Here is a 14,068-nt window from a genome sequence, read left to right as displayed (position 1 = left end):
CCCGCAACACCCCGTTTAGAGTGAGAGTGCGGACCGGGTTTGCCGTGACGGGTTGAGGGTCGGGAGAGAGGCTCCCGGCGCCCGTCGCGGAGACCCGCGATGTACAAGCACCACCACGAGGCCGGCCCTGGCCGCGCCAGCCTCTACGACGAAATCACCACCAAGATCATCAGCGAGTTGGAGGCTGGGCGGCTGCCCTGGGTCCAGCCCTGGGGTACGGCCGCGGCGAAGGCGCCGCTCGCCATGCCTACGAATGCCGTTACCGGCCGGCAGTATTCGGGGATCAACGTCCTGATCCTTTGGGGCGCCGCAATCGAGCACGGCTTCTCAGCCCAGAGTTGGCTTACCTTTCGCCAGGCGCTTGCGCTCGGCGGCAACGTGCGCAAGGGCGAGCACGGCACCACCGTGGTCTATGCCGACCGCTTTACGCCCGAGGACGAAAAGCGCCGCGCCCGCGAGACGGGCGAGGAGGCCGCCGCGATCCCGTTCCTGAAGCGATTCACCGTCTTCAACGCTGCCCAATGCGAGAACCTGCCGGCCGAGATTGCTGCCGCTGCACCACCGCCGCCACCGGATCTGATCGAACCGAGGGTCGAGGCGCTGATCCGGGCGACCGGCATCGACTTTCGCATCGGCGGCAACCGCGCCTTCTACGCGCCGGGCCCGGACTTCGTGATGGTGCCGCCGCCGCAGGCCTATTTCGAGCCGATCAACTGGCACCGGACGGCCCTGCACGAGGTCGGCCACGCCAGCGGCCATTCCTCCCGCCTCAATCGCGACCTGACCGGGGCCTTCGGCACCAAGAAGTATGCGTTCGAGGAGCTGATCGCCGAGATGAACGCCGCCTTCTGCTGCGCCTCGCTCGGCATCGTCCCGACCGTGCGCCATGCCGACTATATCGGCTCATGGCTCGAGGTGTTGCGCGAGGATAACCGCGCCATCGTGCGCGCGGCGTCGCAGGCGAGCAAGGCTGCTGACTGGATCCTCGGTTTCCTTCAACGCGACGGTGGGTCGGCCTCCGCCGTTGCACAGCAAGCGGCCTAACCGAAGTGGCGATGGCGGCCTACGCCAGCACGATGCCGGTCTTCACCGCGCAGTAGACCCGTTCGCGCGCCTGCTCAATGACTCGCCGATTGTAGCGGGCCAGCATTGGGCGATTGTTTTTCGTCACCGTCACATTGATTGTGGCCTGGGGCCGCTGCCGCCAAGCGGCTAAGGCATTCGCCACAAACGCAGGTGCAGCGCGGCCTTCGACCAAAGTCGCAGCGTCGGCAAAAACGTAATCGACGAAGGCGGTGGAGCGCAGATTGAAGGACATCGCCATGTGCGCGCCGTCTGGAATGGGCTGGCAGTAGCTTCGATCCGAAAGCAGGCAGACATCTTGGTCGTAAGTCCAGACAAAGGCTGCGGCCTGCGTGTCGCGCGCCTCAAACAGCCTCTTGATCATGCCCTCGAACAGGTTCGGCCGGTCATCCCCGGTCTGCATCAATAGAACGAAGATCAGCCGGAGCCACTCGACATAGGTCTCCTGCGATACGTCGAGTTGCCGGCACAGGTGAGCCTGGTGCGGCTTCTGTCCGTTGATGATCCGTCGATAGACAGCGAGCAACTCCGGATCGGTCGGCTCGTACCGCCCAACGCCGGGAAAGCTGTTCAATACCTTCTGGATGCAAAAGGGATTGCGGACGAAGTTCAGCAGCTTCGCCGCGAACAGGTCGATAAGCTCCGTCTTGATGTCCGCGCTGCCCGCCGCCAGTTTCTCGAGCAGGCCCTTGGTATGGATCTCGACATTCGCTTCGTACTTGTGAAATAGCGCTTCGAGATTCATGCGCAGCGGTCCGCCTCCCGGCACGTCAAAGCTGAAGAGGTCCAGCATTGACAAGGTCGTTGCAATCGCATGCCCGCGGGGAGCCTCCAGCTCAATCTGGTAAGCCTCTCGATCCGTAATCCGAAACGAGTAGATCCGGAACTTGCCGCTGGTGCTGTCGGGGTTGCTCGCGTTGAGCTTTTGCTCAACCTGCGGCACGAAGTGCTGATTACGTGTCTCGTTGCCGCGCATGCTCTGACGTCTGTCCCCTTTTGTCCGGATCGTAGCACAGCCGCCACCGCGGTGGCGGCGGCCGAGCGACCCGAGAGGAAGAGGGCTGCGCCGGTCTTCGTGACGGGTTTGGAGGTCGAGGGAGAGTCCCCGGCCGCCCGTCGCGGAGTATCATCCCATGGCGACTGCAGTTCAGAAGATCACTCTGTCGTCCTCGCGCGACATTCCCTTCAACAAGCTGGTGCTCAGCCAGTCGAACGTCCGGCGCGTGAAGGCCGGCGTCTCGATCGAGGAGCTGGCCGAGGACATCGCAAGGCGCACCCTGCTTCAAGGCTTGAACGTCCGGCCAGTCCTCGACGTCGAGGGCGCCGAGACCGGCATGTTCGAGATCCCGGCCGGCGGCCGGCGCTACCGGGCGCTCGAGTTGCTCGTGAAGCAGAAGCGCCTGGCGAAGACTGCGCCGGTTCCGTGCGTGGTCCGCGATCCCGCGACCGACATTCTCGGTGAGGACGACTCGCTGGCCGAGAACATCCAGCGTGCGCCGCTGCATCCGCTCGACCAGTACCGCGCCTTCCAGGCCCTGCGCGAGAAGGGGCGCTCCGAGGAGGACATCGCCGCGGCGTTCTTCGTCGGCGTGAACGTCGTGAAGCAGCGCCTGCGCCTGGCGTCGGTCGCGCCGACCCTGCTCGACATCTACGCCGAGGACGGCATGTCGCTCGAGCAGCTCATGGCATTCACCGTCACGGCCGACCATGCCCGCCAGGAACAGGTCTGGCAGGCGGTCTCCGGCTCCTGGCAGAAGGAGCCCTATCAGATCCGCCGCATGCTGACGGAGAAGACGGTGCGCGCCTCCGACCGGCGGGCGGTGTTCGTCGGTTTCGACGCCTATGAGGCCGCAGGCGGCGTGGTGCTGCGCGACCTGTTCCAGTCCGATGATGGCGGCTGGCTCGAAGACATCGCGCTGCTGGACGGCCTCGTCGCCGAGAAGCTGAAGACCGAGGCGGAGACGATCGCCGCCGAGGGCTGGAAGTGGATCGAGGTCGCCATCGACTTTCCGTACGGCCACACCCACGGCCTGCGCGAACTGGAGGGCGTCACCATCGATCTCACCAGCGAGGAGCAGGCGACGATCGACGCGCTGAAGGCAGAATACGCCAAACTGGAGGAAGAGTATGACGGCGCCGACGAGCTGCCGGACGAAGTGGACGAACGCCTCGGCGAGATCGAGGCGGCGCTGGCCGCCTTCGACGATCGGCCCGTCACCTATGATCCGACCGACATCGCCCGCGCCGGCGTCTTCGTCAGCATCGATACCGAAGGCGCCCTGTCGGTCGACCGTGGCTATGTCCGACCGCAGGATGAGGCGCCCGTGGGCCAGCCGGAGCAGGACGGCGAGGCCGATACCGGGGCGGCGGAGCCAATGCGCGCCGATCCTGACACGCCCGCGGTGCAGCGCGTGGTCATCACCACAGGCGGCCAAGTCGCCGGGCCGGAGGATGAGAACGACGAGGACCTGAAGCCGCTCCCCGACCGCCTCGTGACCGAGCTGACCGCGGAGCGGACGCTGGCGTTGCGCGACAAGCTGGCGAACACGCCCGCCGTCGCGTTCCAGGCCGTGCTGCACAAGTTGTGCCTCGACGTCTTCTCCCGCTACTTCTCCTATGGGACGGCGATGGAGGTGTCGGTCCGCAGCGCCAGCTTCCCGGTGCAGGCCCAGGGGCTGAAGGACACGCCCGCGGCGAAGGCGATCGACGTGCGTCACAAGGCTTGGGAAGAGCGCTTGCCCAAGGACAAAGCCGATCTCTGGGACTGGTTCACGACCCTCACCGGCGACGAGCAGGCCACGCTCTTCGCCCATTGCGCCTCCTTCGGCGTCAATGCGCTCTACGAGAAGGGCGACCGCTACGGCGCCGGCGTCTCGTCCCACACCGTCGAACAGCGGATCGCCGAGGCCAATCGCCTGGCCCAGGCCGTCGATCTCGACATGGTGCAGGCCGGCTGGCGTCCGACCGTCGAGAACTATCTCGGCCGGGTGCCCAAGCGCCGCATCCTTGAGGCGGTGCAAGAAGGCGCCGGCGAACGGGCGGCACAGCTCATCGACCACCTGAAGAAGGGCGACATGGCCAAGGAAGCCGAACGGCTCCTGGCCGACACCGGCTGGCTGCCCGAGCCGCTGCGGATCGCCGCCGCGGACGATGCGCCCGTCGAAGCCACCGAGGATGACGGCGAAGCGCTGCCCGAGTTCCTCGCCGGTGACGATGAGGAAGCCCCGGCAGAAGGGCCGTGCACGATTGCCGCCGAATAAAGACAACGGCTGGGGCGACGACCTTCGCCCCAGCCATTTTTCTATGCGCTGCGAGCCACTCGTGGCTGGACCCGAACACGGTCAATCCAGATCGCGACCTTGCCGGCGGCGACGAGGCCGGAAGTTTCCGCTACGAACTGCCGCACCACCCGCGTGTTGCTCACCTCGAAACGATGTCGGTAGCCAAGTGCCACGGCGCTGTCTGTAAATCCCTTCAAAGCAGCAAACCCTGCGGCCTCCTGGATCTCAAATTGCAGCTTCCATCGCGTCCGCCGAGGCCGAACGTCATCAAGTACCTTGACGCTGATGCGGTGCTTACTCCCGCTGTGAATGGATAGGGGTTCGATTTTCTTGGTAGGAAATTTCAGAATCTGAGCCATCAAATCGTCCTTCGATGCGCGAAGCGGTTCAATGGTCTTGTCGGGGCTCGTGAACCGCATGCCGAGACCCGCCCGCGCGAGAGAGCGCGGATGCAGGTCAGCGGCGGCCTGTTGACCAAGCCGTTCAGCTCTTGGGCTCTCGCCACAAGCGGTCCTTGCCACGCGATGCGCGGCGACCCTGACGCTCGTGAAGTAGTGCTCGACCGGCGTTGATTCAAGTCGTCGGGCAGAGAGTGAGAGGCGGGCCGGGACGGGTTTGAGCCGGTGCGGTCCGAGAGAGAGCGCTGGCCGGCTCGCCCGTTCCCGCTCTCCCGAGGCTTCCTTCATGAACGACCTTTCCCCGATCGCGGCCGACCAGGCCGCGGTGATTTCGTCCGCTTGCGCTTCCGACGCTGCGAGCACCACCATCGCTGCTGCCAAGCAGCTACTCCCGCATCTCGAACGTGGCCAGCGCGTCGACGCCACGATCATGCGCGCCGCCATGGAAGCGGCCTTCGGCGCATCCGATGCGTCCGGCGCCTGGGACTGGAAGACGGCCTACGATGCTTGCGAGGCCGCGACCGTCCTCTTCCTGCGCAAATACGGAAAGGCGCTGTTCCGCGAAGCCGATTCTCCGGCTTCGCGGCTTTCCGCCCTGGTCAAGATCGCCGGCCTTCTCCCCACCCACACCCGCCGCTCCACCGAGAGCGAAGCCTTCCAGCAATTCTCCACGCCGATCCCGCTCGGCTTCGCGGGCCTGACCGCCGCCGCCATCGGGCCTGCTGATCGCGTGCTGGAGCCTTCGGCCGGAACCGGCCTCCTCGCCATCCTGGCCGAGATCGCCGGCGGCGCACTCGTCCTGAACGAGTTGGCCGAGACCCGGTCGGCGCTGCTCACCTCCCTCTTTCCGGCCGTTCCCGTCACGCGCTTCGATGCCGCCCAGATCGACGATCACCTCGATCAGGCCGTCGTCCCGAGCGTCGTGCTGATGAACCCGCCCTTCTCGGCGATGGCCAATGTGGCTGGCCGTATGGCCGATACCGCCTATCGCCACATCGCCTCGGCCCTCGCGCGCCTGGCCGAGGGCGGGCGGCTGGTGGCGATCACTGGCGCGAACTTTTCCCCCGACGCTCCGGCTTGGCGCGACGCCTTCGCCCGACTGCAGGAGCGCGGCCGTATTGTCTTCACCACCGCGATCAATGGGGCGGTGTATGCCAAGCACGGTACGAGCATCGACACACGACTGATCGTCATCGACAAGGCGCCGGCTGACGACTCATCCGCCCTACCGGAATCGCGGGGCATCGCGCCCGACGTCGCCACGTTGCTGAGCTGGATCGCCGAGCACGTTCCGGCGCGTCTGACGCCCGCGCCGAGCCTTGCCATTCCCATGCCGGCTGCCGCCGCACCGCGGACGGTGCGCGGCTATTTCGCCCGTGTTGCTGCGGCGCAGCCGGCCAAGCCGTCCGTCGCCGACCCGGAGGCGGTTGATCTCGCCTACGAGACCATCGACTGGACGCCGCCTGAGGGCGCGCGTCTCAGCGACGCGATCTATGAGGAATACCGGCTCCAATCGATCCGGATTCCCGGAGCCCAGGCGCATCCCACCAAGCTGGTGCAATCCGCCGCGATGTCCTCGGTCGCACCGCCGAAGCCGAGCTACCGGCCACGCCTGCCGATCAGTCTCGTCAGCGAGGCCGTCCTGTCTGACGCCCAGCTAGCAGCCTGTCGGACTTAACGCGAGGCGGAGCTGTGGGTTATAGAATCCGGGCATGGATTCACGCCCCCGGCCCGGACCTCTTCGGCATGAGCAACTTCCGCCCGATCGACCGCGACAGCGGATTTCTGATGCCGCCGTCGGTGGACGAGTGGCTTCCGCAGCGGCACTTGGCGCGGTTCGTGGTGGAGGTGATCGCGGGGCTGGATCTGCGGCCGATGACCGGCAGCTACCGTGGCTCTGGGGAAGCGTCCTACCACCCCAGCCTTCTGCTGGGCATTCTGATCTACGGCTACGCCACCGGGGTGTTCTCCAGCCGCAAGCTGGAGCGGGCGACCTATGACAGCGTGGCGTTCCGCTTCATCGCGGCGAACGATCATCCGGACCATGACACCATCGCCGCGTTCCGCCGACGCTTTCTGCCGCAGATCGAGAAGCTGTTCGTCCAGGTGCTGGTGCTCGCGCGCGAGATGGGCGTGCTGAAGCTGGGAACGGTCGGGCTCGACGGGACCAAGGTCCACGCCAATGCCAGCCGGCACAGCGCGCTGTCCTATGACCATGCGGGCAAGCTGGAGGCCCAACTGCAGGCCGAAGTGGCCGATCTCATGGCCAAGGCAGAAGCGGCGGACCAGGTGGACATCGCTGACGGCATGTCGATCCCCGACGAACTGGCGCGACGTGAGGAACGGTTGTCCAGGCTCGCCGAGGCCCGGGCGAAGATCGAGGCCCGCGCGAAGGAACGCTTCGAACGGGAGCAGGCAGACCATCAGGCGAAACTCGCAGCACGGGACGCCAAGGCAGCGGCCACCGGCAAGAAGCCCACGGGCCGTGAGCCGAAGCCGCCGGTGGCGACGCCGCTGCCCACGGATCAGATCAATCTGACCGACGAGGAAAGCCGCATCATGGCGGTGGCGGGCGGCGGTTTTGAGCAGTGCTACAATGCGCAGGCGGCGGTGGCGGCGGGCAGTCTGCTGGTGGTGGTCGCCGACGTGGTGCAGGCGCCCAACGACAAGCAGCAGCTTACACCCATGCTGGACAAGATCGGCACTCTGCCGGACGTGCTCGGCAGGCCGGACATGCTGTTGGCGGACAATGGCTACTTCAGCGAGGCGAATGTGCAGGCCTGTGTGGCCGGCGGGATCGAACCGCTGATCGCACTTGGTCGCGAGGCGCATCATCTCAGCCTGCAAGAGCGCTTCGCTGCGGCGCCACCGGCGCCCGAAGACCCCACCCCGGTTCAGGCGATGGCGTATCGGCTGCGCACGCCGCAGGGCCGCGCGCTCTACGCCCTGCGCAAGCAGACGCCCGAGCCAGTGTTTGGCATCATCAAGTCCGTGCTGGGGTTCCGGCAGTTCCTGCTGCGCGGGCTCAATGCCGCCCGTGGCGAGTGGAGGCTTGTAACCATGGCATGGAACCTGAAGCGGATGTTCGCCCTCAGCCGCGCCGTCTAGCCTGCGCGGCCAGTTCCGCAGGCGCGCCAGCGCGCGACCGCACCGCCCAAAATGGCGCTGACAGAGGCGCCGACGCACCGATCCCTACGCAGGTCCGGCGACGCCCGAGACGCAAGTCCGACAGGCTGCTAGAGACCGTGATCTATGCCGGTGAAGCGCATGGCGACTATCTCGCAGGCGCCTGGACGGTGGACGAGACCTTCGATCTCGTCACAGCCGCGCGCGACGATGCGCTGAACGCCGTGCGCTTTCGCCGGGGCTTCATGTTGGGTGACGGCACCGGCGCCGGGAAAGGCCGCCAGTCGGCCGGCATCATCCTGGACAACTGGCTGAAGGGGCGCCGTAAGGCGGTCTGGGTCTCCAAGTCCGACAAGCTGCTCGAGGACGCGCAACGCGACTGGTCGGCGCTGGGGATGGAGCGCCTGCTCATCACGCCACTCTCGCGCTTCCCCCAGGGTAAGCCGATCCGGCTCGCCGAAGGCATCCTATTTTTAACCTACGCTACGCTGCGGTACGACGACCGCGGCGAGAAGCTTTCGCGCGTCCGCCAGATCGTTGAATGGTTGGGCTCCGACTTCGACGGAGTGATCATTTTCGACGAGAGCCATGCCATGCAGAACGCCGGTGGCGGCAAGGGCGAACGCGGCGATGTCGCGCCCTCCCAGCAGGGCCGCGCGGGCTTGCGCTTGCAGCACGCGCTGCCCGACGCGCGCGTGGTCTATGTCTCGGCCACCGGCGCGACCACCGTCCACAATCTCGCCTATGCCCAGCGGCTCGGCCTCTGGGGAGGCGAGGACTTCCCCTCGCCACCCGCGCGGAGTTCGTGGAGGCGATCGAGGATGGCGGTGTCGCCGCCATGGAAGTGCTCGCCCGCGATCTGCGTTCGCTCGGTCTCTACACGGCCCGCTCGCTCTCCTATGACGGCGTCGAATACGAGCTGGTCGAGCACTCGCTCACCGACGAGCAGCGGCGCATCTACGACGCCTATGCCGGCGCGTTCGCCATCATCCACAACCATCTCGACGCCGCGATGCAGGCCGCCAACATCACCGGCGAGACCGGCACGTTGAACCGGCAGGCGAAGTCGGCGGCCCGCTCGGCTTTCGAGAGCGCCAAGCAGCGCTTCTTTGGCCACCTGCTGACCTCGATGAAGACGCCGACGCTGATCCGTTCGATCGGTCAGGACCTGGCGGCCGGCCATGCCGCCGTAGTGCAGATCGTTTCGACCGGCGAGGCGCTGATGGAACGCAGGCTCGCCGAGATCCCGACCGAGGAATGGAACGACATCCGCGTCGACATCACACCGCGCGAATACGTTCTCGACTACCTGGCCCATTCCTTCCCGGTGCAGCTCTACGAGCCGTTCACCGACAGTGAGGGCAATCTCTCCTCCCGGCCCGTCTTCCGCGACGGCCAGCCGGTCGAGAGCCGCGAGGCCGTCGCCCGTCGCAACGAACTAATCGAGCGGCTTGCGTCGCTGCCGCCTGTCAACGGCGGAGCAATTCTGGGCCACTGTAGCGGAGTCAAAGCAGGCCATTTGGGCGAGAGCGGTGCAATCACGGCAAGGGGCCCGATCGGGCCCCTTGCCGTGCGTCGGCTTTGCCTCGGGGATCAGGGCTTGCTGGTTTTGCCGGTCTCGGGATCGACGGTCTCGGCGGTGGTCTGGTTTTGCTCCGCCCGATCGGCTGCGGTGGGGGGACGACGACGTCCGGCGGATTGCTTCAACCGGTAGCTGTCGCCGTTCATGGTGAGGATATGGACGTGGTGGGTCAGGCGGTCGAGCAGCGCGCCGGTGAGCCGTTCCGATCCCAGCACCGAGGTCCAGTCCTCGAACGGCAGATTGGAGGTGACGAGGGTCGAGCCGCGCTCGTAGCGCTGGGAGAACACCTCGAACAGAAGTTCCGCCCCGGTCGGCGATAGCGGCAGGTAACCGAGTTCGTCGACGATGAGCAACATCACCGACTGGAGATCGCGTTGCAGCTTCAGCAAGCGGCGCTCGTCACGCGCCTCCATCAACTGGTGCACGAGGGCGGCCGCGGTGGTGAAGGCGACGGTGAACCCCTTCTGGCAGGCGGCAAGAGCGAGGGCGAGCCCGACATGGGTCTTGCCGGTGCCACTGTTGCCGAGCGCGATGACGTTCTCCCGGCGCAGGATGAACTCGCAGCGGGCCAGCTCGAGCACCAGCATCTTGTTGAGGCTGGGAATCGCGGTGAAGTCGAAGGTGTCGAGGCTTTTGACCGCCGGGAAGCGTGCTGCCTTGATCCGCCGCTCGACCATTCGGCGTTCTCGGTCGATCAGTTCGAGTTCCACCAGGCGCAGCAGATAGCGGGGATGATCGACGCCGTCGCGTGCGCATTCGCGGGCGATCTTGTCGTATTCCCGCAGAACGGTCGGCAGCTTCAACTGCTTGAGGTGATGCGCCAGCAGAACCTGCGGTGTGCCGCTTGTCGTTCCCGCCGGCATCGCATCAGCGCCCGCCTTGCCGGTCATGCCGTTGTCCCGGGAACGAGAACGGCGTAGTCAGCCGCCGCCGTCATCCTGACGTCCATTTTCGGCAGATGTGGATAGGCCGTCAGGTCGAGCCGGGCCGGCCGCCGCTCGACGCGCGCCAGAGCAATCTGCTTGACCGCATCAAAGCCGATGACGCCGAGCCGGATCGCTTCGCTGACCGCGCTCGCCACCATCTCCATCGGGATCGCCTCCATCAGCCGCAGCACCTGGATGAACTCCCGCCTGCCGCGGTTGCCCATGCGCGCCTCGAGGAGATGGCGCAGGTGCTGGAACGCCTCCGGCAGATCCCAGTCTTTCAGCGCCGCCGCTTGGTCGAGGGCATTCGGCTTCGTCTCGATCAGCGCCAGATAGTGCAGCGGCTCGAATACGAAGGTGCCCGTGCCATAGCAGCGACGATGCCGGGCGATCGCCTCGCCGGCACAAAGGATCACCACCTCGTCGACGAAGCCCTTCACCACAACATCCCGGAAGCCGTATGCCGTCGGTACCGAGTAGTCGTTGCCGCGGTAGCGGACCAGGGCGGTCGATGAGACACGGGCCGCCCGCTTCTCGCTCGGCTCCAATGGCACCGCCGGCAAATCCCGGAAGGCTTCGAGGTCGGCGACGAGACGCTCGCCGATGGTTTCGCCGTGGCGACCGGCGCGTTCGCCTCGTCGCTGCCGGCAGCGCTCTTCCAGCATGGCATTGAGATCGTCGAAGCTTGCCGCCTGGGGGATCGGCGTCAGGAAGTTCGATCGAGCATACTTCACCAGCCCCTCGACCTTGCCCTTGTCGTTGCCCTTGCCGGGACGGCCGAAGCGATCCTGGAACAGGTAATGGCTCTGCAGTTCCGTAAAGGCCCGGGTGCGCTCCCGCCTGCCGTCGCCGCAGATCTTCGCCACCGCGAGCGTCGTGTTGTCGTAAAGCACCGACAACGGCACGCCGCCGAAGAATGCGAATGCCGACACATGCCCGTCGAGGAAGGCTTCCGTCGTCTCCGCCGGATAGGCCTTCACGAAAGGAGTATCCGATTGCGGCAGGTCCATGCAGAAGAAGTGGATCTTCTGCCGGACGCCGCCGATCACGCCGATCGCCTCGCCAAAGTCGACCTGCGCATGACCGGACGGATGAGCCAACGGCACGAAGGTCTCCCGCAATCTCCCCGAGCAACCCGGACGTAGTCCCTCACCACCGTCAGACCGCCGGCATAACCGTGCTCGTCGCGCAGTGGCTCGAAGATCCGCTTGGCCGAATGCCGCTGCTTCGAAGGCGCCGTCCTGTCGGCCTCGAGGATGGCGTCGATCACCGGCAGCAGCACCCCGAGCTTCGGCTTCTTCACCGGCTTCGTTCGCGTGTAGCCGGGCGGCAACGAGAACCGGCACATCTTCGAAACCGTCTCACGGCTCAGCCCGAACACCCGGGCCGCCTCACGCCGGCTGTTGCCCTCGATGAAAACGAAATGCCGAACGGCGGCGTAGACTTCCACGGCAAACATCCCCGGCCGCCCCCACAAAAAGAGACCGCCTAACCACTGGCCAGATTTTACTCCGGCGCGGCAGCACCAATCACCGCCGCTACGTGGCCTAATTTGTCACCGCCATACACAGCGTGGGCCTCGTCATCCCGTCGCTGCTGACCTGGCCAGGTTCGGCGATCGTCCACGACATCAAGGGCGAGAACTGGCAGCTCACCGCGGGCTTCCGCGCCCAGCACGGCCGCGTCCTCCTGTTCGATCCGACCAACGCGAAGTCGTCGGCCTACAATCCGCTGCTCGAGGTCCGCCGCGGCGAGTGGGAGGTCCGCGACGTCCAGAACATCGCCGACATCCTGGTCGATCCTGAAGGCAGCCTGGAAAAGCGGAACCACTGGGAGAAGACCAGCCATGCGTTGCTGGTCGGCGCGATTCTCCACGTCCTCTACGCCGAGGAGGACAAGACCCTCGCTGGCGTCGCCTCGTTCCTCTCCGATCCGAAGCGGCCGATCGAGTCGACGCTCTCCGCCATGATGCGGACGCCGCACCTCGGCGAAGCCGGCGTCCATCCTGTCGTCGCCTCCGCCGCGCGGGAGCTGCTGAACAAATCTGGCAACGAACGGTCCGGCGTGCTCAGCACGGCCATGTCATTCCTCGGCCTCTATCGCGATCCCGTGGTCGCCGAAGTGACGCGGCGCTGCGACTGGCGGATCGGCGACATCGTCGCCGGCGAGCGGCCCACCACGCTCTACCTCGTAGTGCCGCCGTCCGATATCAACCGGACCAAGCCGCTGATCCGCCTGATCCTTAACCAGGTCGGCCGGCGGCTGACCGAGGACCTGCAGGCCAAGGTCGGGCGACGCTGGCTCCTCCTGATGCTGGACGAGTTCCCGGCGCTCGGTCGCCTCGACTTCTTCGAGTCGGCTCTCGCCTTCATGGCGGGCTACGGCATCAAGAGCTTTCTCATCGCCCAGTCGCTGAACCAGATCGAGAAGGCCTACGGCCCCAACAACTCGATCCTCGACAACTGCCACGTCCGGGTCAGCTTCGCGACCAACGACGAGCGGACGGCCAAGCGGGTCAGCGATGCGCTCGGCACCGCAACCGAGATGAAGGCGATGAAGAACTATGCCGGGAGCCGGCTGTCGCCTTGGCTCGGGCATCTGATGGTGTCACGCTCAGAGACTGCGCGCCCTCTGCTGACGCCGGGCGAGGTCATGCAGCTCCCGCCCACCGACGAGATCGTCATGGTGTCGGGTGTCCATCCGATCCGGGCGAAGAAGGCCCGCTACTATGAGGATGGACGCTTCCAGGAGCGGATCGTGGCGCCGCCTGTCCCCGCGCGGCCGAAGGAGGGTCGCCCCGACGATTGGAGTTCGCGTCCGCTGCCTCCTCGCCCTCCGGCGCCGGTGGCGGCCGAAGGCGATGACGCCGACGACGAGGATCCGAAGAACGCCGATCGCCGGAAGCAGCCGGAGCTCAGCCAAGGAACGGTCGAGAAACAGGCGCCAATCGAGAATGAATTCGCGCTCGACCAACCCGACGACATGGAGGAGGAGGCGCCTCGGATCGGTCGTATGAACGATCTCATGCAGGGCCTTGCGCGACAGGCGTCGCTCGATCCGGGCGACGACCTCGGCATGTGAGGCGCGCATGGCCATGGCGAAGAAGAAGGCTCAGCTCTCGGTCTATCTCGATCCGGATGTCATGCAGGCCTTGTCTGCCTATGCCGCGCGTCGGGACCAATCTATGTCGCTGATCGCCGAAGCCGCGATCGCCTCGTTCCTGTCGCCGGATGCGGACGAGCGGAAGGAGGCGGCGATCGCCAAACGGCTCGACCAGCAGGACCGTCGCTTGGCGCGGCTCGAGCGTGATGTAGGGATCGGTGTCGAAACCCTGGCGCTGTTCATCCGCTTCTGGCTCAACACGACGCCGCCGTTGCCGGAGCCAGCCGCCAAGGCCGCACGAGCGCAGGCCGGGGCGCGGTACGATAACTTTGTCGCGACGCTTGGCCGACGACTCAACGAAGGGCCGAAGCTGCGCCAAGAAATCCCAGAAGACCACCCTCAAGCGCCCGCCGAAGGTGAGGTCACTCGGTGAGCTTGGGGGCATGTGATCGAACCGGACGCAAGATCACCTTATGCGGTTGGCCATGGCGGCTTACGTGGGCTGGAAGACTCTCCGCCACTAGCCGGGAAACCGCTTGCGCCAGTCTGACCGGGTCGGCGTCTTTGCAG

9 protein-coding genes and 3 pseudogenes are annotated in these 14,068 nt (G+C 66.1%); 8 read left to right on the top strand and 4 right to left on the bottom strand.

Annotated features, from left to right (window positions below; all coding sequences use genetic code 11):
- The first annotated feature begins 99 nt into the window (after positions 1–99).
- Positions 100–1,044, top strand: a complete 945-nt coding sequence (locus HQ394_RS14800) for an ArdC family protein (protein WP_190260869.1) — start codon at positions 100–102, stop codon at positions 1,042–1,044.
- A gap of 19 nt (positions 1,045–1,063) precedes the next feature.
- Here HQ394_RS14800 and HQ394_RS14795 read toward each other — a convergent pair whose 3' ends face one another.
- Entirely contained in the window at positions 1,064–2,059 is a 996-nt protein-coding gene (locus HQ394_RS14795; RefSeq protein ID WP_190260868.1) for a hypothetical protein, read from the bottom strand.
- A gap of 157 nt (positions 2,060–2,216) precedes the next feature.
- Here HQ394_RS14795 and HQ394_RS14790 point away from each other — a divergent pair, with 157 nt between their 5' ends.
- Positions 2,217–4,343, top strand: coding sequence for a ParB/RepB/Spo0J family partition protein (locus HQ394_RS14790; RefSeq protein ID WP_190260867.1), 2,127 nt, complete (start codon positions 2,217–2,219; stop codon positions 4,341–4,343).
- A gap of 41 nt (positions 4,344–4,384) precedes the next feature.
- On the opposite strand, the gene HQ394_RS14785 is transcribed toward HQ394_RS14790, so the two are convergent.
- On the bottom strand, positions 4,385–5,050 hold the full coding sequence (locus HQ394_RS14785; protein WP_190260866.1) for a hypothetical protein: 666 nt from the start codon (positions 5,048–5,050) through the stop codon (positions 4,385–4,387).
- Here HQ394_RS14785 and HQ394_RS14780 point away from each other — a divergent pair.
- The 4 genes and pseudogenes from HQ394_RS14780 to HQ394_RS21605 form a co-directional block, all read left to right on the top strand.
- Positions 5,049–6,440 (top strand): strawberry notch-like NTP hydrolase domain-containing protein, encoded by a 1,392-nt coding sequence (locus HQ394_RS14780; protein ID WP_456151447.1) that lies wholly within the window; start codon positions 5,049–5,051, stop codon positions 6,438–6,440. The genes HQ394_RS14785 and HQ394_RS14780 overlap by 2 nt on opposite strands.
- 68 nt (positions 6,441–6,508) lie before the next feature.
- Positions 6,509–7,870: an IS1182 family transposase gene (locus HQ394_RS14775; RefSeq protein ID WP_190260069.1), complete on the top strand. Its 1,362-nt coding sequence runs from the start codon at positions 6,509–6,511 to the stop codon at positions 7,868–7,870.
- Positions 7,828–8,610, top strand: a pseudogene (locus tag HQ394_RS21610) (strawberry notch family protein); the annotation flags it as partial. The gene HQ394_RS14775 and the pseudogene HQ394_RS21610, both read left to right, overlap by 43 nt.
- A gap of 116 nt (positions 8,611–8,726) precedes the next feature.
- Positions 8,727–8,795 (top strand): annotated as a pseudogene (locus tag HQ394_RS21605) (hypothetical protein); the annotation flags it as partial.
- A gap of 686 nt (positions 8,796–9,481) precedes the next feature.
- On the opposite strand, the gene istB reads toward HQ394_RS21605, so the two are convergent.
- The gene (istB, locus tag HQ394_RS14760; protein WP_317628947.1) at positions 9,482–10,360 is read right to left on the bottom strand and encodes an IS21-like element helper ATPase IstB; all 879 of its coding nucleotides are present in this window, start codon (positions 10,358–10,360) and stop codon (positions 9,482–9,484) included.
- Positions 10,357–11,855 (bottom strand): annotated as a pseudogene (gene istA / locus HQ394_RS14755) (IS21 family transposase). The gene istB and the pseudogene istA overlap by 4 nt, the downstream one beginning before the upstream one ends.
- A gap of 113 nt (positions 11,856–11,968) precedes the next feature.
- Here istA and traG point away from each other — a divergent pair.
- On the top strand, positions 11,969–13,477 hold the full coding sequence (traG, locus tag HQ394_RS14750) for an IncP-type conjugal transfer protein TraG (protein WP_223291618.1): 1,509 nt from the start codon (positions 11,969–11,971) through the stop codon (positions 13,475–13,477).
- A 13-nt stretch (positions 13,478–13,490) separates the two neighbouring features.
- Positions 13,491–13,931: a CopG family transcriptional regulator gene (locus HQ394_RS14745; protein WP_456151446.1), complete on the top strand. Its 441-nt coding sequence runs from the start codon at positions 13,491–13,493 to the stop codon at positions 13,929–13,931.
- Positions 13,932–14,068 lie beyond the last annotated feature (137 nt).

Source organism: Defluviicoccus vanus, assembly GCF_014672695.1.
Lineage (GTDB): Bacteria > Pseudomonadota > Alphaproteobacteria > Rhodospirillales > Defluviicoccaceae > Defluviicoccus > Defluviicoccus vanus.
Note: the sequence above shows the minus strand (reverse complement) of the source record. Positions and strands in the feature narration are given on the sequence as shown.